The organism is Chryseobacterium vaccae (assembly GCF_009602705.1).
Classification (GTDB): Bacteria; Bacteroidota; Bacteroidia; order Flavobacteriales; family Weeksellaceae; genus Chryseobacterium; species Chryseobacterium vaccae.
The window spans coordinates 112,540-137,324 of the sequence record NZ_VSWH01000001.1; the positions used below are offsets into that span (position 1 = coordinate 112,540).

Here is a 24,785-nt window from a genome sequence, read left to right on the forward strand (position 1 = left end):
GGAAATTAGATTGAGTGCAGGCGAACTGAGATAAAAACAAAAGGTATAAAGTTCAACAAAGTAAAAAAACTTTCTTTATTTTAAAAACGCTCAGCAATATTTCTCCTTGTGTATTCTTACGATTATTAATAAATTATCAAATGAAGACAAACTATTCCAGATCAATCTTAAACTTTGTAGATTTTTTCACCTCGTGAAGCACAATAGAGCTGTGGTATTGTCCGATATTGGGGATATTCGAAATAACATTAACTGCGAAATCATTATATGAGTTAATATCCTTAGCGATAATTTTAAGCATATAATCGTACTCGCCGGAAAGACTGATGATCTCCTGTACTTCGTCATGTTTGCCAATGTTCTTCTCAAAAGTTTCCAGAACTTTCTGGGATTGTTCCTTTAAACGGACATTACAATACACCACAATATTAAGCCCCAGCTTTTCACGGTTTAAAAGACCTACATATTTCTCAATGATGCCCTGCTTCTCCAATTGTTTGATTCGTTCATAAGTAGGAGTGAAGGTAAGACCGATCCTTTCTGATATTTCCTTAACAGATAAAGTAGAGTCTTCCTGGATGATGCTGAGAATCATTTTGTCTTTTAAATCCATAAAATAAATTTGAGTTGAAACAAAAATAGTATTTATAAATGAAAATAAGGAAAGAACCACCGGTTTAATTTTTTTGGAAAAATGGTTTTGTAGATTCGTGAACTTTTTATATCTTTGCACCTAATGAATAAAAAAGTATTTATATCATTAGAATTACCGGGCGAGAGCGCCCTTTACGATATTTATTGTTATTAAGCGAAGATTTGTCTTCGCTTTTTTTATGTTCAAAAATTAAGAAATATGTTTACGATTACAGAACTTAGCACCGAGAGAATCAACAGTATACTGGCCGAAGCAATGGCTTTTGCCAATGGAAAAACTGCTAAAATTGAAGGAGAAGTTTTTTGCTCAAATCTTTTCTTTGAAGACAGTACAAGAACAAAGACAAGCTTTGATATGGCAGAAAGAAAACTGGGACTGCAGGTAGTTCCCTTTGATGCTTCCAACAGTTCTGTAAATAAAGGGGAAAGTCTTTATGATACCGTAAAGACTATAGAAAGTATCGGAGTGAATCTGGTGGTGATCAGAGATAAAAAAGACCGTTATTTTGACGAACTGAAAAACATCAGCATTCCGGTAATCAATGGAGGAGACGGAACAGGAAACCATCCTTCGCAGTGTATGCTGGATCTGCTGACGATTTATCAGGAATTCGGAAAGTTTGAAGGACTGAAAGTAGGGATCGTAGGGGATGTAAAGCACAGTCGTGTAGCCAACTCCAATGCCGAAGCCTTAAGAAGATTAGGCGCAAAAGTATACTTCTCAGGACCGGAACAATGGTTTGATGAAGGAGCCTTAATCAACGGAACCTATCTGGCGGTAGATGAGCTGATTACTGAAGTAGATGTTGTCATGCTTTTAAGAATACAGCACGAAAGACACGATGCCAAAATGAGTTTCTCCGCTTCCGAATATCACAGAAGATACGGCTTAACCAAAGAAAGAGAAAAATCAATGAAAGATAGTGCAATCATCATGCATCCGGCACCCATCAACAGAGGTGTTGAAATAGATACCGATCTTGTGGAATGTAAACGTTCAAGAATCTTCAGACAGATGCAAAACGGAGTTTTTGCAAGAATGGCAATCCTAAAAGAAGCTCTGGAGCAAAAAGGATATACATTTAAATAAAAGAAAGAGCCCCAAAGGGGCGACTTATCATAGCCATGGGTGAAACCCTTGGAAAATAATAAGAATAAGCCCCGTAGGGGCGGCCTGTTAATAAAAAAAGAAAATCTAAATAAAAAAAATGAAGAAAAAATTAATACTGGAGTCCGGTGAAGTGTTTCATGGAGAAGGTTTCGGAGCAGATTTGGAAACTGCCGGAGAAGTAGTTTTCAATACCGGAATGACAGGGTATCAGGAACTGATTTCTGACCCGTCTTACTGCGGTCAGATTGTTTGTATGACCTATCCGCTTATCGGGAATTATGGTATTAACCGTGATGATTATGAGAGTATTGAGCCGGCTATTAAAGGACTTATCGTAAAAGAACTTTGTGATCTTCCTTCTAATTTCCGTACTCAGATTACTTTAGATGAATTATTTAAGAAGAAAAACCTTTCAGGAATTTCAGGAATCGACACAAGAAGGTTAACCAGAATTCTTCGTAATCATGGAGTAGTAAAAGGAAAAATTGTGAATGCTGATGCAGATGAAAATGCAGTAGCTTCAGAATTGAAATCAACTACTTTCCCAATCAATCAGGTGGAAGAGGTTTCTACAAAAACACCTTATGCCAATCCAAACAGAGGTTTCAAAGTTGTTTTGGTGGATTTCGGAGCAAAACTGGGAATTATCAGAGAATTATCTCAGAGAAACTGTGATATTATCGTAGTTTCCCAGGATACTACTGCTGAAGAGATCCTGTTGATGAACCCTGACGGAATCATGCTTTCAAATGGTCCTGGTGACCCGGAAGATGTACCACATGCTCTGGATATGATCCGCGGATTATTAGGAAAAGTTCCCATCTTCGGAATCTGTTTAGGACACCAGCTGATCGGATTGGCCTGCGGAGCAAAAACTTTCAAACTGAAATTCGGACACAGAGGAGGAAACCACCCGGTACTGGATTTAGAGAAAAACAAAGTAGCAATTACTTCCCAGAACCATGGCTATGCAGTAGACCAGGAAAGTTTGAAAGGAACAGACCTTATCGAAACGCACATCGCATTGAACGACAGAACCAACGAAGGGCTAAGACACAAGATCCACCCATGCTTCTCAGTTCAGTATCACCCTGAAGCAAGCCCGGGGCCGGAAGATGCGAATTACCTGTTTGATGAGTTCATTCAAATGATGGAGGACTTTAAAAAGTAAGAAAGACTTCAGATATTAGACATCAGATAACAGACTCTATCATGCATAATTTTGAAAAATTAGTTTTTTGGCAAAAATTAATTGAACTTGCAAAACAGGTTTATATCATTTGTTCAGAATTACCTAAAGATGAAAAGTTTGGTTTGATTTCTCAAATAAAAAGGTCAGTAATTTCAATTCCATCAAATATTGCGGAAGGAGCAGGAAGAAATAACGATCGGGAATTTTATCATTTTCTTGGTATTGCAAATGCTTCCTCTTTTGAATTGCAGACACAGTTAATCTTAACTAGAGAATTAAATTTACTTGATGTAGAAAAAATCAACAGTCTAATATCAAATCTGAATGAAATTCAAAGAATGATTTATACATTCAAATCTAATCTAAAAAAGTAAACACAACGCTGGAAAGTCTGAAATTTGACATCTGGCATCTCATATCTAAATTAGAAAATGGCAAAACGTACAGATATAAAAACAATTTTAGTAATCGGTTCAGGACCTATCATTATTGGTCAGGCAGCAGAATTTGATTACGCAGGAACGCAGGCTTGTTTGTCTTTGAAAGAAGAAGGTTACAAAGTGATCCTGATCAATTCAAACCCTGCAACAATCATGACAGATGTGGAAATCGCTGATAAAGTATATATCGAGCCGATTTCATTACAGTTTGTAAGCCACATTATCAGAAAAGAGCGTCCTGATGCACTTTTACCGACACTTGGAGGACAGACGGGTCTTAATATGGCGGTAGAGCTGGAAAAGTCCGGAATCCTTGAAGAATGTAAAGTAGAAGTACTGGGAACAAAGCTTTCAGCAATCAACAGAGCAGAAGATAGAGACCTTTTCCGTGAGCTGATGAGAGAACTGAATGAGCCCGTTCCGGAATCTGACATCGTTAACACGGTAGAAGGTGCTTTAGGATTCGCTGACAATATCGGTTATCCTGTAATCGTTCGTCCGGCCTTCACAATGGGAGGAACCGGAGGAGGAATTGCTTCCAACGAAGTAGAATTGAAAGAGATTGCTGAATTAGGACTGAAGTACAGTCCTGTTACCCAGTGTCTTATTGAAAAATCAATTGCAGGTTTCAAAGAAATAGAATACGAAGTAATGCGTGATGCGAACGACAATGCAATTGTAGTTTGTAACATGGAAAATATTGATCCGGTCGGAGTTCACACGGGAGATTCAATCGTAGTAGCACCTTCCCAGACCCTTTCAGACAGAGAGTATCAGTTATTGAGAAATGCTTCCTTAAAGATCATCAGAGCATTGGGAATTGAAGGAGGATGTAACGTGCAGCTGGCTTTAGATCCGCATTCATTCGACTATTATATCATTGAGGTTAACCCTAGAGTTTCCCGTTCATCAGCATTAGCAAGTAAGGCAACAGGGTATCCGATTGCAAAGATTGCGGCGAAAATCGCGGTAGGATTAACGCTGGATGAGATCATGAACCCGGTAACAGGAAAAACATACGCTTGTTTCGAGCCTGCTCTTGACTATGTGGTAACAAAATTCCCAAGATTCCCATTCGATAAATTCGAAACGGCGGACAGAAGACTTTCTACTCAGATGAAAGCAACAGGAGAAGTAATGGCTATCGGAAGAAACTTCGAAGAATCTTTACAGAAAGCGATCCGTTCCTTAGAAACAGGAATCAAGCATTTAGGATTAAAAACGAAGCAGGCAGAGGCTCTTACAGCTGAAGAAATTGAAAGAAGAATCAGAGTATGCGACGATGAGAGATTATTCATCATCGGAGATGCTTTAAGAAGAGGATATGACTGGGAACAGATTGTAGAATGGAGTAAAATCGATAAGTTCTTCATCTGGAAACTGAAAAAACTGGTTGACTTCGAAAAAGTGATCGCAGACAATAAATTTGATAAAGAAACTTTAATTCAGGCTAAAAAACTAGGATTTGCCGATATCAATATTGCAGTTCTTTGGGAAGTAAAAGAGCGTGAGGTTTTCAACTTCAGAAAAGAAAACGGAGTGATGCCGGTTTACAAAATGGTAGACACCTGTGCCGCTGAATTTGAAAGTGAAACCCCTTATTTCTACGGAACTTACGAAGAAGAAAACGAAAGCGTTGTTTCAGATAAAGAGAAGATCATTGTACTGGGTTCAGGACCTATCAGAATCGGGCAGGGAGTTGAATTCGACTATGCAACCGTTCACTCGGTTTGGGCCATCAAAGAAATGGGTTATGAAGCAATCATCATCAATAACAATCCTGAAACGGTTTCCACAGACTTCTCAATCTCTGATAAACTATACTTCGAGCCGCTTACAGAAGAAGATGTAATGAATATCATCGATCTTGAAAAGCCTAAAGGAGTAGTAGTACAGTTCGGAGGACAGACTGCGATTAACCTTGCCGATAAACTGGCCTCTCATGGAGTACAGATCCTGGGAACTTCTCTGGAAGACCTTGACAGAGCTGAAAACAGAGATAAATTTGAAAAGGCACTTCAGGAAATGGGAATTCCTCAGCCTTTAGGAAAAACATCAACTTCAAAAGAAGAAGCGATTAAAATTGCGAATGAAATCGGTTATCCGGTATTAGTACGTCCAAGCTACGTTCTTGGAGGTAGAGCAATGGAGATCGTATACGCAGAAGCAGAGCTGGCACACTATATGGAGCATGCAGTAGATGCAAGCCCTGAACATCCTGTCCTTGTAGACAAATACATGGTAGGTAAAGAGATTGAAGTAGATGCAATCTGTGACGGGGAAACTGTTGTGATTCCCGGAATTATGGAGCACATCGAAAGAGCAGGAGTTCACTCCGGAGACTCTATCGCTGTATATCCGCCGCAGAATATTTCACAAAGCGAAGTTGAAACACTGGTAGATTATACAAAAAGACTGGCAAAAGGACTGAACGTAATCGGATTAATGAATATCCAGTATGTTCTTTTCGAAGGAAACGTTTATGTGATCGAAGTAAACCCAAGATCTTCAAGAACCGTTCCTTTCCTTTCCAAAATTACAGAAGTTCCGATGGCTAATCTGGCAACAAAAGCCATTCTTGGACAGAAATTAACAGATCTGGGCTACAAAGACGGCCTGGTTCCAAATAAAGAAGGAGTATTTGTAAAAGTTCCGGTATTCTCTTTCTCAAAACTGACGAAGGTTGACATCTCTTTAGGCCCTGAAATGAAGTCTACAGGAGAAGTAATGGGGAAAGATACGACCTTGGAAAAAGCCCTGTACAAAGGACTTATCGCAGCAGGAAGAAAAGTTCCGATGCATGGTTCAATCCTTTTCACAGTAGCAGATAAACATAAGCAGGAAGCAGCTGACCTTGCGGCAAGATTCCATGAAGTAGGTTTCAGAATCTGGGCTACAGAAGGAACCGCGAAATTCTTTGAAGAAAAAGGAATTCCTTGTAAAATAGGATACAAAATCGGAGAAGAAGATGTGAACCTGATCGACCTGATCCAGAAAGGAAAAGTTCAGTATGTAGTGAACACAACCACCAAAGGAAAACAGGCAGAAAGAGACGGATTCCAGATCAGAAGAATGAGCGTGGAAAACGGAGTACCTTGTCTGACTTCAATGGATACAGTAGAAGCCATCTTAAAAGTAATTGAAAGCATGAGTTTCAAAATGGAAACCATGTAATCAGAACTTAAAATAATATTGTAAACCTCATAGATTTTTATAATCTGTGAGGTTTTTTTATTAAATTCGGATGCAAATATTTTTGAATAAAAGAGTATCAGGTAATTTTACAAAACTTTAAATCAGAATCAATGCATCTTCTAAAGAAATTTAAAATCATCTACGGAGTTATTTTCATCTTTATTTTGTTGGGGTGCTCAATACCAACAGATTTTTATATCCAGAATCTGACACAGACCAACAAAGTTGTAAAAATCAATTATGCAAGAAAGATAACCAATGCATTGAATAATGATGGTTATGGACATTTCAGTTTCAATTATCAGGAAGACATTGTAAAACCCAGAGTTTTTAAAAGGAATAAAAACCTGCGATCCTTGGAAAAAATAAGTATTACTGATTCTTTGATCACCATTGAAATTCCCCCGCATTCAACGGTAAGGATCGAAAAAACACATAATTATTACTGGGTGAGAGGCATAAGGAGTGTTGAAATTGATGGGCAGAATTTTGACATTAAAGAGCTAAGAGAAAAGTCAGAAGAAATTAAAGATGATTATGTTTATAAAATTCAATAAAAGGCTTTCAGTAGATTTTCTTAAAACATTACTTTCCAAAAATAAATTACACTCAATTTCAATGCTGCCCGGTACAAACGGCAAACGGCTTGGAAATATAAACGGGACAAACTATAAAGAAACGCTTTCCCCGATTAAAACTAATTAAAAATTAATAAAAATATTCCATGAAAAAAATTGTATTATGCTCGTATGCTTATTTTCCTGTAAGAAAGATCCGGAAATTTCTCAAAGTATGAGCGAAGAAGCAGAAACCTCTTCTCCTATAGAAAATCTGAATATTCAGACCAATTCTTTTATTGAAATTGACAGTACAGGTATTTTAATGTTTCCATTACAGATGGGGGAAAACCCAAGAGAAAACGGAAAGTACTCTTATAAGGAAATGCCGGATAATGGATATTGGAACATCATCTTTCTTAATTCAAACACAAATGAATATCATCTGCTTACAGAAAAGAAAACTCTGATACTGGATTATGACTACAAATATGGTACGGAAGAAGGAATTAACGTTTCCAAAAAGACCAATCATATTTTTTATGCCATAAGAAACCTTGATTTTAATAAGGATAAATTGTTAAATGAAAAAGACCCCGCTTATTTATTTGTTTCAGACCGGTTCGGGAAAAATTTCAGACCCATTTCACCGGTGAATTGTAATGTGAACAGCTGGAAATATATTCAGTCTTCCAATAAAGTGATCATGACTGTAACAAAAGACAGCAATAATAAACTGTTTGATGATAAAGATGAAGTTATGACTTTCGAAATTGTATTAGATCAATCCGAAACGCCTAAAGAAGTCTTTCAGCAGGATATTAAAAATAAACTCAAAAAGCTGTATGACAGAGACTGGAAAAGGATAAAATAATAGGTTTGTTTTATATTTCTTCAAGCTCACAGCAAAGGTTTATGAGTAATTCTGCTTTACTTTAAGTAGGCAAAGTTATGCGACTTCGTCGCTGATGAAGCGGGATGTTTATCCATACGCTTCGACGAATCAACAAAGTTGATTCTAACCTTTGCTCCCTTAAAATCAGCAGCTTCAAAAATGAAGACCTTTGCGTGAGAAAAACGCATCATAAGAACATCTTCTTTTTAATCAAAAAATACTCAAAGAATATGATTAAGATAAAAATTTGAATGATATACAAAAAATCAATTTCAGAAATTTAAACAGGCTGTTAATCTCCCAACTGTATTTCTATTTGCTGCTGCTTTACATAACTGCTGGGTGACATTTGGGTAATTTTCCTAAAATTCCGGTTAAAGCTGGTTTTGGAATTAAATCCGCATTCAAATGCCAGTGCCAGTAAAGTATACTGTCTGCTTTCCGGTTGTAGCAGCAACTCTTTAAAAGCTTCTACCCGGAGCGTATTGATATATTCATAAAAGTTTTTCCCCTCCTTTGAATTAATAACCTGTGAAAGAGTACCGGGAAGAATATTCAGCATTTTAGCCAGATCTCCTAGAGTGAGTTCAGGATCTTTATAACATTCCTGTTCTTTCATTAATGCAGCCAGTTCTGCTTGAATTTCACCTGCTTTGGTCTCTTCCAGTTTTGTCTTTTCGTATTTTATCCGGTCGGCCGTTTTTGTGATAGTCTCAGGTTCTTCCGGCTGACTGTCCGGTTCAAGTACAATTGGAAGAAGAACTTCATGCATTGATGCCGGATTAGAAAAAATGCCCGCCTGGCGGATGCCAAAATAACCGATAAAGAAAATAAACAATGCAACAGCAATATACACAGCCTGGGCCGATTGGATAAATATCACAACAATCCATATAATTCCCATCCCTGAAATAAGGTACCGCATCCAGTTAAGCGTGATTTTATCAGTATTGGAGAACTGTCCCACAATATTGTGCCGGTGTCTGTAGAGGAGGCGGAGTGATAAGGTCACATATACAACCCCTGAAATCATAATGCATCCCACAATTCCCTTAAACAAGGGAGTAAAAGCAGATAGTGCAGAGGTATCCAATCGTGCTGCCGGAATGACAAATGCCAATAAAAGAGATGCCAATAGTGTCGGAATAAAATGAAGTAAATACCGGAAACCATAATAGCGCTGCTGGCCGCTTAGAAACAAAATATAGAGATATAAAAAAGGACCATGCAGAAAGGGGAGTGGTAATTCCCATCCGACCAGTGCCGGAATTTTATAGATAAACCCTGAAGCATAGCCTGCAATGAGTATCAGATGAATCAAAGCAAACAAAAACCAGGTACTCAAAATCTTATCTGCCGTAGTTTTCTTCTGCTTACTGATCAGCATGATAAAAAGAAACAGTGATATTGAAATCCCGCCTATGTAAATAAGTTGCCAGCCTTCCGCCATGGTCATAATAAATCAAAAAAGTAAAAATAACAAATATCAGATTCGGATTTCCCTTTTTTGAGCAATGATTTTATTTATTTTTCATTAAGAGCTATATTTCATCTATTCTTTTTTTATTTTATAGAGCTTGATTCCTATACCCATTTCCAGATAGGCAAGATTGGTTAATGTACCCAGCGGATAATAGCGGATGGGGCTTAACGGAAGATAGAGTCTTGTATCAAATGTACATCTCTTTTTTCCCAGAGAAAATTCATACATAAGACCGTAATCCGGAACTGTATTTCGGGTGCTTACCGTTACCTTTTCCAGCTCCGGATTGTCCATAGTTTCTTTAAAGGCTACATACTTTATACCTCCTAAGGCCAGTAACGTATGTCGGCTTTTCCCTTTTTTCCCATACAGAGAGTAGCCTAAGCCCATTTTTTGTGAAAATGAATAATTATAATGGGTTTTAATATACTGTTGGGGGGAATTCCTGAACAATAAAAAACTGAACATAGAATGGGAAACCACAGAAAACCTGTGATTCAGCGGATAAAGAATCATTGTTGATACAGTAGGCTTTATTGAGCTGCCTGTGCCGCCAATGGCCGGTTTAATTTCTAGGGATGCCACGTGTTTTGTACTATCTTGTGCCTGTATATAAAAGGCAGTCATAAAAAGGAAGATGAATGTCAAACGCATAAAACAGATTAAAGTTGTTGGAAATAAAAAGCAATGGCTTTCCGGATATTGGGCTTTTTGGAACTCATATGGTTCAGCCCTTTAGCCAGATTATATTGTTGTGAAAAACCGGTGTAGTGCTGATGAAGAATCTGACGGAATGCTTCTACAGGTGGACGCATTACCTCTTCTTCAAGTTCACCAACAGCTAAAAAGAACCTACCATTTCGGGTCTGATTTGCAGTCCGGTTTTTTTTTTCTTCTTTAAGTACAATTTGATCTCCTATCCAAAGTGAAGGACTCAGACAAAGGTAGGTGCCGAAAATATCAGGATAATTAGTGAAGCAGTAAGCTCCAAACAGTCCTCCGGCAGAATGACCCAATATAGTACGGTCTTCCCGTGAGACTGCTGCATGAAAATCCTGTTCCACCTTTGGAATGAGCTCCTCATCAATAACCCGGGCAAATTCACTGGCCAGACCCTTTCCATCCTTGAAGGGAACCGGAAGATAATCATCCAGCCGGTCGTTACCCCAGCCAATACCTACTACCAGAATATCATTGCGTTGAGAATTTTCAGACTGTTTCTGAACCTCCCGTGCCACAATATCAAAATCCCATTTCGAATCCAGGACATAAATGGTTTTATATTTTGACGAGGCAGAGTAATTTTTAGGCAGGGCAACCTTAATAGGATAGCTGCTTCCGTTAATGGAAGAATTAAGCGTAAATTCCCTCACGTATTCCTGATCGAATGTATCCTCCCGGCAGGCCGTTAAAAAAAATAACAAGGTGCCGAGACATGCTGTAATATATCTGTTCATCTGGTTGGTTTTACGATTAGGTATGAAGTGTATAGCAGATGGTCGAAGTAAGCTTCGTATTTAAAAGTTGGTTCATGGGTCTTCATTTTGTTGGGGTTTAGTTGTTTTTTAATTTGTACTTCTTTCTTTGAGGTTGATAATGCAAAAATAGCCGGGTTATTTCATGCAGATGCTCCACCTTATAAGATGAAACTTATTTATAATATACTCAAAAACAGTGTGTTATTTCGTGTTTTATGGAAGGGTGTTGAAACTTGATATTCCTGCTAATATTAAATAATAAAATACAAACCGTCCGGAAATTATTTCTAAACAGGAGCATTAAAATGGAAAGGATTTTCTTGTTAATAGTGTTTTGCTTTTTGGTGAAAAAACAATTTAAATTTTACGGAATTATTTATAAATTAGAGCGTTATAAATAAAAGCAGACCATACGATTCAGAAACAGGCAGGAAATTCAACAAACTAAAAACTTACCATGGCAGAATATCAGGCAAAATCCATTAATTCTCTCACTTTTGAAGTCACTGATGAAGGACACACAATAGGAAAACTTATTTATAAAGGCTGGTTCAGTTTTAACGCTGAGATACAGACGTCGGAGGTTTCCTACCAAATTGAACCAAAAGGTTTTTGGGGAACAACCATAGAGCTGAAAGACAATGAAAAAGTACTGTTGAAATTCAGATTAAACTGGAACGGGGAAATTGTGGTGCAGACCTATTTTAATGGAGTAAAAGAAAGTTATGCTTTTAAGTATAGAGGGGTTTTTAAAGAATCGTTTGTCCTTACAGATCAGGAAGGAACAGAGCTTATGGTCATGAAGCCACACCTGAAATGGACCTCTATGAATTACGAATACAGGATCACAACCTCTGATGCATTTGAAGCATCTTCCTATAAAGACATTTTATTGCTCAATTCCTTACACTGTGCCAATTATTATATGGCGATGATAACTTCTGCAATGATATAAACAAGAAAATCCGATGTTCTCCGAATTCAACCCTATCCTGAAACATTTCAGCCAATATATTCCTATCAGAGAGCCCTTCAAAAAAGAACTCCTTGAAAGACTGTCTTTTCAGGTCTTTGAAAAAGGAGAATTGCTGCAGGATGCCGATAAGATCTGTACCAAAAGCTATTTTATTGTTAACGGGCTGGCAAGGACCTATTATCTGAAAGACGGAATTGAAATCAGCGAATACTTTTCCTGTGAAAATGAATGGATCAATTCACCGAAAAGTTTCATAGAAAGAACAAAAGATATTTATTACATCGACTGCCTTGAAAAAACAGAAACCTTCTGCCTGAATGTGCAGGATCTTGTCTATTTATTTGATCATTTTCCGGAAATGGAGCGATATGCTAGGCTTTCCATGGGAAGTGTATTCGGTCATTTGATGGAACGTATTACCTCACAGAGATTTACGACCGCCAAAGAAAAATATGAACATTTTCTCAGAATTTACAAAGGAATTTATCACCGTATCCCACTGGGAATGACCGCTTCCTATCTGGGAATTACCCAGTCTACACTCAGCAGGCTCAGGGCAGAAAAATAGATTTTTTGATCTAGAGCAAAAATAAATTGGAACCATTGAAATAGTTTTGTCAAAAAAAGCAATGAAACTACTATTCAAAACATTACTGATTCTGTTTTTTGTGAGCAGTATATTAAAAGCACAGGACACCCTTGTATCAAAAAATACCGATGCCGTTTTATATACTCCTTCAAAAAAGATTCGTGGTCTTGTTGTAGGATTAGGTGGCTCCGAAGGCGGGAATGCATGGGCCTCCAATCGATGGAAAACGGTGAGAGATCAGTTTCTGGGCAAAGACTATGCTTTTCTGGCAGTAGCTTATTTCGGATCAAAAAACTCACCCCGTCTGCTTGAAAAAATTGAAATTGAAGATGTTTATAAGGTAATTCAGTCTGCAAAAAATAAAATTCATACAGACAAAATAGCTATAATGGGCGGTTCAAGAGGAGCAGATCTGGCGTTGTTATTAGGAAGTTATTATCCGGATATTTCCTGTGTTATCGGACTTTCTTCAAGCCATGCTGTTTTTCCCGGTAATACCGATCATTTTTCTACCTCCACCTGGACCTTTCAGGATAAAGAGCTGCCTTTTATTCCCGTCAACGAAGCTGCTATACCTTTTATGATTCAGAGAAATATCAGAAAGGCATTTGAAGCGATGCTCCAGGATCATGATGCAGAACAAAAAGCCCTTATTCAGGTTGAAAATATCAGAGGTCCGGTTTTGCTGATCTCAGGTACAAAAGATGAAATATGCCCTTCATCCGAAATGTCTGATGCTATGGTTCAAAGACTGAAACAAAAGAATTTCAGGTATCATTATGAACATCTCAGATTAGAAGGCGGACATACAGAGCCCTATAAGCATTTTGATAAAGTCTTTGATTTTCTTCAGCATTATTTTTAAGATCTGCTTATTAAAATTTTGTATGAAAACTTACTCAAACCCCAATAAAACCTTGTATTTTAAAAATAATCGAAGCGGCTTTGCTTATCCTAAAAGCACGAGCATTTTATTAACCGTTGTATGCCTTTGTGATGAATTATAAAATTACTGTGATGTGAAAATATTTATTCTCGCTAATTTATTTTTGCCACTGATACGCGGATAAAATGATTCGTGCAGCAGTGGTATTTATTCTTTTTACTTTTTCGGGTAAGGAATTGCCTTATCCCTTTCTATAGGGTTGTACTCTCTTCGAATCTGATCCTGAGTAGGTTTGGTGAGTTCATAAAACTCCTCTCTTGATTTAATTCTCCTGTCGTTAATCTTTACAAACCAATCCGGATTAAACTCGGCTCTCATTCTGGCATACGGATCATTGTAAAACTCCAGATTCAGTTTGATCCATGTTTTGTAGTTGATCTTCAGGGCATTCAGGTTATAATGTTTTTCAAGAAATCCTGAAGTGTCGTAGGTCTTATCAAAGTTGACATTTCTTGACAGCTGATAGGTAAAATGCTGCTGTGAATCTTCAACAGCAAGGATTAAACCCGGTAGTCCCCTGAATTTATAGGGGCTTTCGGAAATCGGAATATCCGGAGTAAACCATGCAGTCCAATTCCTGCCTCCGAAATACGTGGTCGCCTTCTGAATTTTATAACTTCCCAATGTTTTGGTTTTATTTTCTATCTTCCATTTGATAGGATCATTAGATTCATAAACATAATAATAAGGCATCATCATAATCTGAACATAGTTGAGGTTATTATTGGTGTTTATTTTCCTTTTGAGTGTCTGCTGAGACTGGCTGGTATATTGAGAGTATTCATGTTGCGGAAGCCTGGAGAGGGAGTCGTTTACTGCAAATTGATATTCATAAAACTTTACTTCATCCGGATTAATGTCCAGGGCCATTTCCTGTTTGTCATATTCCGTATCCAGAGTATCCACTTTATATTTAAAATCATAAATAAACCGGTGGGTTTGTGAGAAAATGTTGGCTGAAAACAAAATAAGAGCGACAAAAGTTATCGTTTTTTTCATAATAATTTTTTCAATAAGTGTTTCTGGCTATTGGAAGGCCAGTTATTTAATGCCTGTTATCACATTTGATCTCCATTACCGGTTCCTTTTTATCAAGGAATGTAATAACCGGGCATCCAAAAGATTGAGAAAGGAACCCGAATACCACTATAGGTTTTCCCTTAAGAAGATAGCCTGTCCATTGGGAGTTATAATCCGCAACATCCATTTCAACACCGTTAAGTGGATAAAATTCCTCTCCTTCACCCTCATTCACAAATGATTTTTCAAATATCTTTTCTTTTTTACCGTTAAAAACAATCAGTTTTCGTTCGGCTATTTGCTTTTCCTGAAGGAAATCCTGAAGATAATACGTCAGATCATCATATTGTGCCTGATAGGTTTTTCCATACTCCAGTTTTCCTCCTGAAAAATGTTTTTTCGAAATCTCCGGACCTGCCTTTTCCCATTTAATTGGTTTCATTTTATTCTCAACAAAAGGATTTTGATTTCCGAAAGCAGCAACCGTATTATTGTACACACCATAAGATGCATCAGAACTTTTCTGGGAATTTACTTTGAACCCCAACATATAAGAATATCCGTCAATTTCATCGCCTTCTGAAACATAGGGATCAAGATAGGCAACGGCCTTTAACGTTTTGATGGGAATTTTTTCTAAGGTGTTGGATTCATAATTATAAATGAACAGAAAATCATTTTCTGTGAGATGAATGGCATCCAGCATTTTTTTTCTGTACCGGGCATCCAGTTCAAGATATTTCAGTTTTTCAAAAGAAACCTGTTTCTGTTTTTTGATCATATCTTCCGGAACAGGATGAGGATCATTATAAATATCCGAAACCGAAATAAAAGAATCCAGAAAGCCATTATGATCAATAGAGTAGACATCGAACAGATTAAAATTCTTATAATCTATTTGGTCTTCTGCTTTTTTTATAGAGATATTGGAAACAGCTGCATCAGGAACTGGCTTTTTCTCCTCTTTTTTACACCCGGACATTACGAGCTGGCAGGAAAGTAGGGCAACGGCAGTATTAATTTTTATTAACTTTTTCAAAGGAAAACTTCCGTTGTTTTTTAGATATAACATATTTTAATAAAGTTTATAATAAGGTTCTGAATAATATTTGCTTGGCTTGATATAAGCTGTCTTTCTGTCCGCATCAAAGATCCAGTTGAATCTCCTCAGCATATCCGCCCCAAAGTAATTTTTAGTCTGTATTTTAGGCTCCCCAGTGAAAAAACCGGCTGCCACATCCTTCAGAACAAATTTACCAAGCTTAAAAAAAGGAAGCACTCCCTGTTTGGTGGTGAGAGTTGCTCCACTGGAGGTTTTCAGTTGCTTTTCCCCGGCTATTTTCAGGGTTTTATCAAGTTCTTTTTCCTCCGCGAAATCATTACTGTATAGCAATGCCCCGGAATACCCCGATTGCAGTAAAAATAAAGCTTCCTGCTGTCTTTTGCCATCAATAACATTGTCTGCGGTAATGGAGAACTGATCATTATTATAAAATAGCATAATGGGCAGATATCCCTTCAGATCAGGCTTTTTATCGTAAATAACAAACATATTGTTGTCATAGTCAATTTTAAAAGCTTTTCCCTGAAATAGTCCGGTTCCTATCTTTCCGTCTGCTTCATGACCGGTGAGTTCATTATCGAAAAAACGGACTTTATCCAGGCTTATTTTCCCGATATCTACCGTATTATCATCACTGATTTCATCTTTAAAGATAATATGATCCGCTTTACGTTGTCTTTGCGGCGAAATAGAAGCATCTTTCATAGCAATCTGGAACATCAGATCCAGTGAGTCCTTCTTGTTAACCAGCGCTTTTACAATGATATTATGATGTTTGGTAATCCGGAACGGAACTGTCTGCTGGGCTTTCAGATTAAAAAATCCGATAGTGAGCAGTAATAAAAGACTTGTTTTTTTGAGCATTATCAGGTAATTAGTTATTTAAAAATTTAAAATTACCGATTATCTTTGGAACGGCAAATAATAAAATGCTATGGTAGAAAAATTGCTTAACAGCGGGCTCCATTGGGAAAAGAAAGAATTCAGAAGAAATGAGTTCCTGAAAATCTCGGGAAGTACAGATACTCAGATTTATTTTGTTGAAAAAGGAAGCATCCGGATTTTCATGACCGATGAAAATGAAGAACGCATCATCCGTTTCGGGTATACCGGAAATATTATTGTTTCATTAGACTCTTTTTTATCTGGAAAACCGTCTGAATTTTATATTCAGGCCATCAAAAAAACAACAGTAAAAACCGCTTCAAAAAAAGATTTTTACGAATTTATTGATGCCAATGAAGAACATCTTAAATTCTGGACTTTGGTTCTTGAAGACCTCGTTCTTCAGCAGATCGAACGTGAAAAAGACCTGTTGATTAATTCTCCACGGGAACGGTATGCAAGAGTTTTGAAAAGAAGCCCGCAGCTCTTTCAGGAAATTCCGAATAAATATATTGCCAATTACCTCAGGATGTCTCCGGAAACTTTGTCCAGATTAAAAAAATCTTGAGTTCAGTCAAGATTCAGGAAAAGATAAATTGGGAAATTTGCTAAAAAAATTAAAATGAAAATTTCTTCAGACCAGCTGATCCTCGATCTTCAAAATACCGTCCGAAATGCCATTCAGACTACAGAAAACATAAAAAATAAATCTGAAAATGATCTAAATTTCAGAACTTCTGAAAACAGCTGGAGCGTTCTGGAATGTCTGGAACATCTCAACCGTTACGGCAGCTTTTATATTCCTGAGATTACCCGCCGGATCTCAGCCTCAAAAACTTCTGCTCAGCCTGTATTTACTTCCGGAATTTTAGGAAACTATTTTGCCAACAGCATGCTTCCCAAAGAAAAATTAAATACCATGAAAACTTTAAAAAGTATGAATCCTATCCACAGTCAGTTGAACAAAAATACAGTGGATGAATTTATCAGACAGCAGTATCAGTTGCTGGACCTTTTGGAAAAAGCAAAAAATATCGACCTGAACAGAACCAAAACAAGCATAAGTATTTCGAAATGGATCAAATTGAAATTAGGCGATACGTTCAGGTTTGTCATCAATCATAATCTAAGACATCTTGTACAGGCGGAAAACGTTCTGAAGAATATCTGATAAATTGATGTGGAGATTCCGGAAATTGATTACCTTTAATTCAATGGAAATCATCTACCGAAAAATCATACAGACCCCATTGGGCGAAATGGCAGCCTGTGCCGTAGATCAGGGAGTCTGCCTGCTTGAATTCACCGACCGGAAAAATATTGAGAAACAGTTTACGTCTTTATCAACAATTTTAAAAGCTGAAATTAAAGAAGGAGACCATTCTCATTTTCAACAGTTGGAACAGGAACTGAAAGAATACTTTGACGGAAAAAGAAATTACTTTGAAGTACCTCTTTATACTACCGGGACAGCGTTTCAGGAAAAAGTATGGCAGCTGCTCCGCGAGATCCCGATGGGAGAGATCAGAACCTATAAGCAACAGTCTGAATTTTTAGGAAATCCTAAGGCTATCCGGGCTGTAGGAACCGCCAACGGAATCAATAAAATCGCTATTCTGATCCCTTGCCACCGCGTTATTGGTTCAAACGGTGAGCTGGTGGGCTATGCCGGAGGAATCTGGAGAAAACAAAAATTATTGGAGCTAGAAAAGGCTATTTTGTTTTGATTTTTGTAATTTTATGCAAAATTTTACACGTGAAAAAATTATTAGCAGCACTTTGCATATCAGTTTCAACATTCAGTTTTGCGCAGGATTATTCTGTGCCGGCAGCCAGCCCGCGCCAGAAAGTAGAACAGCAGTTTTCAATGTCTAAGATCTCTATCGATTACGGAAGACCGGGAGTGAAAGGGCGTAAGATATTCGGAGAACTTGTTCCTTACGGACAGGTTTGGAGAGCGGGAGCCAACTCTTCTACGAAAATTACATTCGGACAATCCGTTAACTTTGGAGGAAAAATGGTTCCTGCAGGAACATATGGTCTTTTCATTGTTCCTACTGAAAAAGAATGGAAAGTTATTTTAAATAAAGATTTCCAGCAGTGGGGAGCTTATACCTACGACCCTAAGCAGGATGTGGTAGATGTTACTGTACCGGTAAATAAATTGGCAGACAAGCAGGAATGGTTTGAAATTACCCTGAATCCTACCGATGAAAACTCAGGAAACTTAGTGATTAAATGGGATATGGCTCAGGCAGAGGTTGCTTTAAAACCAGCAAAACCAGATGCTGTGATCAAAATTTCAGATAAGCTGAAAGAAATTAAGAAAATTGAGTCTGACGCTGCAAAAACAAAAAGCTAAACTATGAATTTTTCTGTACAGCCTGTATTGGAAAATCAGGAATACCAATTAATCCCCTTACAGCAAGGGGATTTTGAGTCTTTATATGAAGTGGCTTCCGATCCGAAAGTATGGGAACAGCATCCCAATAAAGACCGCTACAAAAGAGAAGTCTTTGAAAGTTTTTTCAAAGGAGCAATGGAAAGTAAAGGAGCTTTTAAAATTGTTGAAAAAGCTACCGGAAATATATTGGGAAGCAGCCGGTACTACGATTTTGATGAAAATGACAGTCATATTTTCATCGGCTACACTTTCTACGGAACACAATCGTGGGGGAAAGGAATCAATCCTCAGGTAAAAAAGCTGATGCTGGATTATATCTTTCAGTTTGTAGATAAAGTACATTTCCATATCGGAAAAGAAAACTTCCGTTCACAGACGGCTTTAGAAAGACTTGGAGGAGAAAAAATTGCTGAAGAAGAAGTGGCCTATTTTGCCGAACCCACCAGAACCAATTTTGTATATGAAATAAAAAAAGAAAACTGGATATGAAAAAATATAAAATCCAAAAATCTCCGTTTGTGGTTCCTACTACAGACGGAAAATTAATTGAAGAACACTGGGGAAACTCAACCGGAAACAGCGGAGTTTCTATTGCTCACATGGTAGCTCCTCCGGATTGGAGCGAGCCCCATCAAACCCCTGAGTTTGATGAATTCACTTACATTATTTCCGGAAAAAAACAGTTTGAAATAGATGGTGAAATTGTTGTTCTTGAAAAAGGACAAAGTATTTTAGTGGAAAAAGGAGCAAGAGTACGCTACAGCAACCCGTTTTCTGAAGCCTGCGAATACCTTGCAGTTTGCCTTCCTGCTTTTTCTATAGAGCTGGTCAACAGAGAAGAGATTTAATAATGTAGCAATGTAACAATGCAGCAATGTCTTTATGATGGCTTAATCATTGGCTATTGCTGCATTGAAATATTTTTATACCTCCTTATTTGAATAATTTTTATAAGTTCGCGGCGCTAAAAAATGATTAGCACCCTTTAATTTATTCAAAAACTATGAAAATCAAATTATCAGTTATCGCCCTGGTAGGGATTTCGCTTTCTTCCACTTCATGTGCAACAATTTTTACGGGAACCCAGGATAAAATAACATTTAATTCTACTCCTGAAGGAGCAAAAGTATTCCATAAAGGAATTGAAAAATGTACCACTCCGTGTACTGTTAAAATCGAGAGAGCGTTAAGCAAGCAAACCGTTACATTTGAAAAGGAAGGCTTTGAGAACCAAGAGGTAAAACTGGTAAAGAATTTTAATGCCGTTACCCTTCTGAATATCATTCTTGGTGGTGCCATCGGTGTTGGAATTGATGCGGCCACAGGTTCTCTGACCAAGTATTCTCCAAAGCAATATGATGTTGAACTGAAAGCAAACCAGCAGTAGTAAAATATAACAATGTACCAATGATAACGCTTATTGGTACATTGTTACACTGAAATGAAACTTATTTCAGAATCTCCTTCAGAAACATCAGCGTATGATTCCAGGCTCTTTTGGCCATAACTTCATTATAATCCGGTGATTTTGGATCTGTAAAAGTATGCTTTGAGTGGGCATATGTGATGATCTGCCAGTCGGCATTCCCCTCATTCATTTCTTTAATGAGGTTATTGTAATCTTCAGGTGTTACCCCTTTATCATCAGCCGGGTTTTCAACAAGAATCTTAGCACCGATGGGGCCATTTTTTCTCGTCTGATCCTTACCCAGACTTCCATGGATGGAAACAGCACCTGCAACAGGAAGGCTTCCCCGCGCAGATTCCAGAGCTCCCGTTCCTCCGAAACAATAGCCAATCACAGCAATTTTTGCAGGAATAGCTCCATTTTTCTTAAGCTGCTCCAGTGCCAGAGAAATTCTTTTCTGATAAGCATCGTAATTTTTCTTATAATATCCGGATGTCTTGGCTGCACTTTCATTATCAGCCGGAATGTTTCCCTCTCCGTAAATATCAGCAATAAAAGCAATATAGCCTTGCTTTTCAAGTTCAGCAGCAGCCGTTTTTGCTTCCTGATCAATACCTTTCCAGGCAGGGAGAATCAATACGCCGGGCAGTTTTTTTCCGGCATTGGAAGTGATCATTCCATTAAGCTTTTGGCCGCCGTCCTGATAAGATACAGGTTTAAGGTTTTGGCCGAAAAGGGTTCCTGAAGCTACTATCATTGTAGTGGCTAAAGCTGAGCGTAGGGAAAATCTAGTTTTGGTAAGACTCCCATGTATTGTTTTTATACTCATAAGTTATCTTATTATTTATGCCATTTATGTAATCTGTAACTTCAATTTTATAAGGATTTTTGAAATGTACGTTTATAGGTATAGGGATATATGGATTCCCTTTTCCTGTCGCAGGTATCTTGATTCTCTTTGCTTGCTGATCATAATATCTGATCATATAACTAAAGGTAGGTTCACCGATAATTTCACGGTAGATATCAAAATCTTCACGGGGTATTTCAGTTGAAAAATAAAGATTTTTATTATATTTTTTTAAAAGATATTGAATAAAACTTTTATTCCAGAATTTACCCACGAGAAAGTTGTATTCCTTATAACGGTCAAAAAAATCGTCTTTTATGCCTTCGGGAATATTTTGTGCATAGTAAATATCAAGAAAAGTATTCTTATCCATCAGTTCTTTTTTGGATCTTTTTTTCATCATGTCATCCACAATCTTTTTGTTGATGGTATTGTAGATCTGTTCAATATCTCCATTTAAAGCAGCATCAAAGTTCTTCATCTTTTCAGGAGGATACAGTTTGCCCAATTCACAAAGCTGTTGGGAACATCCGTTTCGTTCAGGAACTCCCGGAATGGTAGGGCAGGCATCATCCTTATCCAGGATTCCGTCACCATCTATATCCGTCCACGGGCAGCCGTTATTTTCAGAAGGTCCGGACACATTAGGACACCTGTCGTCCTTATCTGGTATACCATCCTGATCCGCATCTTGCCACGGGCAGCCGTTATTTTCTGAAGGACCAGTTTCTTGAGGACATTTGTCCAGATAATACAGAATATGGTCCTGATCTTCATCCGAAAGACATATTTTCTTACTGAATTCTTTACGGCATTTTTTGAAATCCTCTTGGTTCTCTATATTCTGTGCCTGAAAAAAAGTTCCTGCTAATATCCATAAAATTACAAATTTTCTCATATTCAAAATAATAAATCTTTGTTTGAATAACGAAATCGGGTTATGGGGTCTCAGTTTTCAGCAGCTCCCATTGGTTGTTTTTATATTCATAGGTTATTGTAATTCCGGTTTTAGGATTTCCCGTCTTAATTAGGTAAGGGCTAATAAATTCTACTGTAACAGGTATTGATAACCCTAACGTACTTTTTTGCCTGCCGGGGATTTTTATTTTCATGAGTTCCGGGTCGTAATATTGGGTGATATAATCAGAAGTTTCATCACCAATGACAGCCGGATCGCGGAAAGCTTTAAAGTCTTCCCTCGGAAACTTTGTTGAAAGAATAATTTCTTTACCGTACTTTTTCCGGACATATTCCAGAACCTCTTTGTTCCAGAATTTTGTAATTAAAAAGTTGTATTCCGGAGTGCTTCCGTCATTACAGGAATGCTCATCAAAATACGCCTGATTATTCAAATATTTGATATAAATATAGGTGTTTTTATCATTCAGATCTTTTTTAGACCTTTTTTGGATGAGGTTATCCAGGGCCGTTTTATTGATTTTAGTATATATTTTTTCAATATCCCTGTAATCTGTTTTAAATTTTTCAAATCTTGCCTGAGCTTTTTCCCAGAATTCTTTGCAGTCCTGTTTTTTGAAAGTCTCTTTACCTTCTATATTTTGGGCATGATAAGAAGTTCCTGAGAGTATCAGTAAAAATAAAATTTTCTTCATGGTTATAAAAAATCCTCAGTCTAAAGTAATGAAAATAACTTAGATTGAGGATTAATGTCTTGTTTAGAAATGAAATACAATCAGAATAGTACACCCAAACCAGCCAGCTCTTGTCTGAGGTCCGTATCCGGATTGATCTGGATGGTATGGAAGCCCAATGATTGAGCAGCTTCAATATTTTTAGGATTATCATCAATGAAAACAGATTCTTGTGCATGAATGTTATACCTTTCCAATAAAACATGCCATATCTTCGGATCTGGTTTAATTAGTTTTTCAGTTCCTGAAACCACAATTTTCCCCTCAAACAGCTGGAAGAAATCATAGTTTTCCAGTGCGTAGGGAAAGGTCTCTTCCGACCAGTTCGTTAGTCCGAAAAGATGATAATCTGTATGAGCCAGTTTTCTGAGAATCTCTACATTTTGGGGAATATCACTTTTCAGCATTACCGTCCAGTTATCATAATAGGCTCGGATCTCTTTTTCCCATTCCGGGAATTTTTTTATCTGAATTTCTGTACCTTCCTCCAAAGATCTTCCCCTGTCCTGTTCGATATTCCATTCATCCTGTGCAATGTTTTCAAGGAAATATTCCATTTTTTCATCATCATTGAAATAGGTTTTGAAGAAATACCTAGGGTTCCAGTCCATCAGAACACCACCAAAATCGAATATAATATTTTTTACTTTCATAATAAATCAAATGTTGAGCCTGCTTAAATTTTTGAGCTAAAAAAGTTCCGGGAAAATGAGCCGTTTAGAGTGACAGAAAAGAACTGCAATTCTGAAACTCATAACAAAGATAAACTGGAAAAATGGATTGGCAAAAGGGATTTTCTGCAAGATTGGATTTAGGAAGAAATTTTTCAACTCAATAAATTCACAATTCGTTTAAGGTTTAAGCACCATCCAAAGGTCCTTTAAATCGGGAATATAAGTGGTGATTAATGATACATTTTGTTCCGGATAATTTTTTGCTTCCAGGCAGCCCCATTCACCCTTTGTTCTATAAGGAATCACCTCTGCCCAAAGTGCTTTAGAAGGATCAATGGCCAATAAAGCAGCTACAGTGTCGTGGAGCGCTTTTTCTTTGAGTTCTACGGCATCCAGAAACAGGCTGAGACCTTTGTTGTGGCTTCGAAACGGGATAAGTAATTCAGCATCAGCTTTCGTGAATATAGCGCCATGACATACATTTTTACTGATCATGCGTCTTTCGCTCATCGGGATCGAAAACAGCGCTTCAGCAGCAAGCGGGTTACCGTTCAGATTAAAGGTTGCACAAGTGCGTTTCCCATCGAATTTCTCCAGGCGGTATTCTTTAGGAACAATATTGTCTCCTGCAAAGCCTCCCTGACAAAACCAGCGGTTGAAGAAAACTCCGGTTTCGAATAAAGCATGTGGATTCGTAAGTGCTGCTCCGGTTAACAATGTACAATCGGGAAACTGACGGAGTGTTTCTGCCATGATATTGGCGGCAGTATCATCTGCTTCTGAATGTTCAAAATTTCCAACCCAGTCCCGGTGAAAACCGGAAACGCGGCTGGCCGTAGATTTGGGAGTTCCTGCTCCGATGCGGACATCTTCTCTGTCAAGAATTCGTAAAATATGACGTACGGCACCAATCTGGTCTGTTCCGCCCGGATGTACAGAAACACTGACCAGGTGAACCAGCGGATGGGTTGCTAAAATAGCTAGGGTCATAGAATCATCAGGATCAGCAGTTTCCATATCGAAATGGAAAGGTAATTTAGGGGCCATGAAGTAATTTTTGTTTAGTGTATTAGTTTTGACTGTAAAGATATAGAAAATAAAGATTATGTTTTATGGAGGACAGCTATGCTTTGTTTCTTGAATTTCGGAAGATAACTTTTGAAAAGTTTAACATTCCGGTAGTAATATGTTCATCTGAAAGCCATTTTCCAGATGACAGCAGGCATTTTTTACTTCTAAATTTATTCATGAAAATCTACGGAATATAATATAAACAAAACATCTTCTGGTTTGGAATTTATTCAATATTCGGC

27 protein-coding genes and 1 pseudogene are annotated in these 24,785 nt (G+C 37.6%); 16 read left to right on the forward strand and 12 right to left on the reverse strand.

Going from position 1 to position 24,785, the window contains the following annotated elements:
• Window positions 1-151: 151 nt before the first annotated feature.
• The gene (locus FW768_RS00465; protein WP_153391378.1) at window positions 152-613 is read right to left on the reverse strand and encodes an Lrp/AsnC family transcriptional regulator; all 462 of its coding nucleotides are present in this window, start codon (window positions 611-613) and stop codon (window positions 152-154) included.
• A gap of 240 nt (window positions 614-853) precedes the next feature.
• Here FW768_RS00465 and FW768_RS00470 point away from each other — a divergent pair, with 240 nt between their 5' ends.
• The 6 genes from FW768_RS00470 to FW768_RS00495 all read left to right on the forward strand — a co-directional run bounded on the left by FW768_RS00470 (window position 854) and on the right by FW768_RS00495 (window position 8,023).
• Entirely contained in the window at window positions 854-1,744 is an 891-nt protein-coding gene (locus tag FW768_RS00470) for an aspartate carbamoyltransferase catalytic subunit (RefSeq protein ID WP_153391380.1), read from the forward strand.
• Between the two features lie 118 nt (window positions 1,745-1,862).
• The gene (locus tag FW768_RS00475) at window positions 1,863-2,936 is read left to right on the forward strand and encodes a carbamoyl phosphate synthase small subunit (protein ID WP_153391382.1); all 1,074 of its coding nucleotides are present in this window, start codon (window positions 1,863-1,865) and stop codon (window positions 2,934-2,936) included.
• Window positions 2,937-2,977: 41 nt separating this feature from the next.
• Window positions 2,978-3,331, forward strand: a complete 354-nt coding sequence (locus tag FW768_RS00480) for a four helix bundle protein (RefSeq protein WP_153391384.1) — start codon at window positions 2,978-2,980, stop codon at window positions 3,329-3,331.
• Between the two features lie 57 nt (window positions 3,332-3,388).
• Window positions 3,389-6,571 carry a carbamoyl-phosphate synthase large subunit gene (gene carB, locus FW768_RS00485; protein WP_153391386.1) on the forward strand — a complete coding sequence of 1,061 codons (3,183 nt, stop codon included), beginning with the start codon at window positions 3,389-3,391 and terminating at the stop codon, window positions 6,569-6,571.
• A gap of 131 nt (window positions 6,572-6,702) precedes the next feature.
• On the forward strand, window positions 6,703-7,149 hold the full coding sequence (locus tag FW768_RS00490; RefSeq protein WP_153391388.1) for a hypothetical protein: 447 nt from the start codon (window positions 6,703-6,705) through the stop codon (window positions 7,147-7,149).
• A 235-nt stretch (window positions 7,150-7,384) separates the two neighbouring features.
• On the forward strand, window positions 7,385-8,023 hold the full coding sequence (locus FW768_RS00495; RefSeq protein WP_153391390.1) for a hypothetical protein: 639 nt from the start codon (window positions 7,385-7,387) through the stop codon (window positions 8,021-8,023).
• Window positions 8,024-8,336: 313 nt separating this feature from the next.
• Here FW768_RS00495 and FW768_RS00500 read toward each other — a convergent pair whose 3' ends face one another.
• The 3 genes from FW768_RS00500 to FW768_RS00510 form a co-directional block, all read right to left on the reverse strand.
• Complete coding sequence (locus FW768_RS00500) at window positions 8,337-9,500, reverse strand: AraC family transcriptional regulator (protein ID WP_153391392.1); 1,164 nt, start codon at window positions 9,498-9,500, stop codon at window positions 8,337-8,339.
• Window positions 9,501-9,596: 96 nt separating this feature from the next.
• On the reverse strand, window positions 9,597-10,112 hold the full coding sequence (locus FW768_RS00505) for a hypothetical protein (protein ID WP_153391394.1): 516 nt from the start codon (window positions 10,110-10,112) through the stop codon (window positions 9,597-9,599).
• Between the two features lie 77 nt (window positions 10,113-10,189).
• Window positions 10,190-10,984 carry an alpha/beta hydrolase gene (locus FW768_RS00510; protein ID WP_153391396.1) on the reverse strand — a complete coding sequence of 265 codons (795 nt, stop codon included), beginning with the start codon at window positions 10,982-10,984 and terminating at the stop codon, window positions 10,190-10,192.
• Between the two features lie 478 nt (window positions 10,985-11,462).
• Between FW768_RS00510 and FW768_RS00515 the strand changes: the two genes are divergently transcribed.
• The 3 genes from FW768_RS00515 to FW768_RS00525 all read left to right on the forward strand — a co-directional run bounded on the left by FW768_RS00515 (window position 11,463) and on the right by FW768_RS00525 (window position 13,435).
• Window positions 11,463-11,960 (forward strand): hypothetical protein, encoded by a 498-nt coding sequence (locus FW768_RS00515; RefSeq protein ID WP_153391398.1) that lies wholly within the window; start codon window positions 11,463-11,465, stop codon window positions 11,958-11,960.
• 13 nt (window positions 11,961-11,973) lie between these two features.
• Window positions 11,974-12,549, forward strand: a complete 576-nt coding sequence (locus FW768_RS00520) for a Crp/Fnr family transcriptional regulator (protein WP_153391400.1) — start codon at window positions 11,974-11,976, stop codon at window positions 12,547-12,549.
• A 61-nt stretch (window positions 12,550-12,610) separates the two neighbouring features.
• Window positions 12,611-13,435, forward strand: coding sequence for an acyl-CoA thioester hydrolase/BAAT C-terminal domain-containing protein (locus FW768_RS00525; RefSeq protein WP_153391402.1), 825 nt, complete (start codon window positions 12,611-12,613; stop codon window positions 13,433-13,435).
• Between the two features lie 237 nt (window positions 13,436-13,672).
• On the opposite strand, the gene FW768_RS00530 is transcribed toward FW768_RS00525, so the two are convergent.
• The 3 genes from FW768_RS00530 to FW768_RS00540 are packed head-to-tail and all read right to left on the reverse strand — an operon-like array spanning window position 13,673 to window position 16,463.
• Window positions 13,673-14,515, reverse strand: coding sequence for a GLPGLI family protein (locus tag FW768_RS00530; protein ID WP_153391404.1), 843 nt, complete (start codon window positions 14,513-14,515; stop codon window positions 13,673-13,675).
• Window positions 14,516-14,561: 46 nt separating this feature from the next.
• Window positions 14,562-15,608: a hypothetical protein gene (locus FW768_RS00535; protein ID WP_153391406.1), complete on the reverse strand. Its 1,047-nt coding sequence runs from the start codon at window positions 15,606-15,608 to the stop codon at window positions 14,562-14,564.
• A 3-nt stretch (window positions 15,609-15,611) separates the two neighbouring features.
• On the reverse strand, window positions 15,612-16,463 hold the full coding sequence (locus FW768_RS00540) for a pepsin/retropepsin-like aspartic protease family protein (RefSeq protein WP_153391408.1): 852 nt from the start codon (window positions 16,461-16,463) through the stop codon (window positions 15,612-15,614).
• Window positions 16,464-16,533: 70 nt separating this feature from the next.
• Between FW768_RS00540 and FW768_RS00545 the strand changes: the two genes are divergently transcribed.
• The 7 genes from FW768_RS00545 to FW768_RS00575 all read left to right on the forward strand — a co-directional run bounded on the left by FW768_RS00545 (window position 16,534) and on the right by FW768_RS00575 (window position 20,275).
• Window positions 16,534-17,052: a Crp/Fnr family transcriptional regulator gene (locus FW768_RS00545; protein WP_153391410.1), complete on the forward strand. Its 519-nt coding sequence runs from the start codon at window positions 16,534-16,536 to the stop codon at window positions 17,050-17,052.
• Window positions 17,053-17,106: 54 nt separating this feature from the next.
• Window positions 17,107-17,655: a DinB family protein gene (locus tag FW768_RS00550; protein ID WP_153391411.1), complete on the forward strand. Its 549-nt coding sequence runs from the start codon at window positions 17,107-17,109 to the stop codon at window positions 17,653-17,655.
• A gap of 43 nt (window positions 17,656-17,698) precedes the next feature.
• On the forward strand, window positions 17,699-18,211 hold the full coding sequence (locus FW768_RS00555; RefSeq protein WP_153391413.1) for a methylated-DNA--[protein]-cysteine S-methyltransferase: 513 nt from the start codon (window positions 17,699-17,701) through the stop codon (window positions 18,209-18,211).
• 29 nt (window positions 18,212-18,240) lie between these two features.
• Window positions 18,241-18,846, forward strand: coding sequence for a DUF2911 domain-containing protein (locus FW768_RS00560; protein WP_153391415.1), 606 nt, complete (start codon window positions 18,241-18,243; stop codon window positions 18,844-18,846).
• A 3-nt stretch (window positions 18,847-18,849) separates the two neighbouring features.
• Complete coding sequence (locus FW768_RS00565) at window positions 18,850-19,377, forward strand: GNAT family N-acetyltransferase (protein WP_153391417.1); 528 nt, start codon at window positions 18,850-18,852, stop codon at window positions 19,375-19,377.
• Window positions 19,374-19,736: a cupin domain-containing protein gene (locus tag FW768_RS00570; RefSeq protein WP_153391419.1), complete on the forward strand. Its 363-nt coding sequence runs from the start codon at window positions 19,374-19,376 to the stop codon at window positions 19,734-19,736. The genes FW768_RS00565 and FW768_RS00570 overlap by 4 nt, the downstream gene beginning before the upstream one ends.
• Window positions 19,737-19,891: 155 nt before the next feature.
• Window positions 19,892-20,275 carry a PEGA domain-containing protein gene (locus FW768_RS00575; RefSeq protein ID WP_153391421.1) on the forward strand — a complete coding sequence of 128 codons (384 nt, stop codon included), beginning with the start codon at window positions 19,892-19,894 and terminating at the stop codon, window positions 20,273-20,275.
• Window positions 20,276-20,336: 61 nt separating this feature from the next.
• On the opposite strand, the gene FW768_RS00580 is transcribed toward FW768_RS00575, so the two are convergent.
• The 5 genes and pseudogenes from FW768_RS00580 to FW768_RS00600 form a co-directional block, all read right to left on the reverse strand.
• Window positions 20,337-21,125: a dienelactone hydrolase family protein gene (locus FW768_RS00580; protein ID WP_196782915.1), complete on the reverse strand. Its 789-nt coding sequence runs from the start codon at window positions 21,123-21,125 to the stop codon at window positions 20,337-20,339.
• A 547-nt stretch (window positions 21,126-21,672) separates the two neighbouring features.
• Window positions 21,673-21,924 (reverse strand): annotated as a pseudogene (locus tag FW768_RS24045) (thrombospondin type 3 repeat-containing protein); the annotation flags it as partial.
• A gap of 160 nt (window positions 21,925-22,084) precedes the next feature.
• Window positions 22,085-22,759 (reverse strand): hypothetical protein, encoded by a 675-nt coding sequence (locus tag FW768_RS00590; RefSeq protein ID WP_153391425.1) that lies wholly within the window; start codon window positions 22,757-22,759, stop codon window positions 22,085-22,087.
• Between the two features lie 80 nt (window positions 22,760-22,839).
• On the reverse strand, window positions 22,840-23,451 hold the full coding sequence (locus FW768_RS00595) for an HAD family hydrolase (RefSeq protein WP_153391426.1): 612 nt from the start codon (window positions 23,449-23,451) through the stop codon (window positions 22,840-22,842).
• Window positions 23,452-23,649: 198 nt separating this feature from the next.
• The gene (locus tag FW768_RS00600) at window positions 23,650-24,519 is read right to left on the reverse strand and encodes a nucleoside hydrolase (protein ID WP_153391428.1); all 870 of its coding nucleotides are present in this window, start codon (window positions 24,517-24,519) and stop codon (window positions 23,650-23,652) included.
• Window positions 24,520-24,785: the final 266 nt, after the last annotated feature.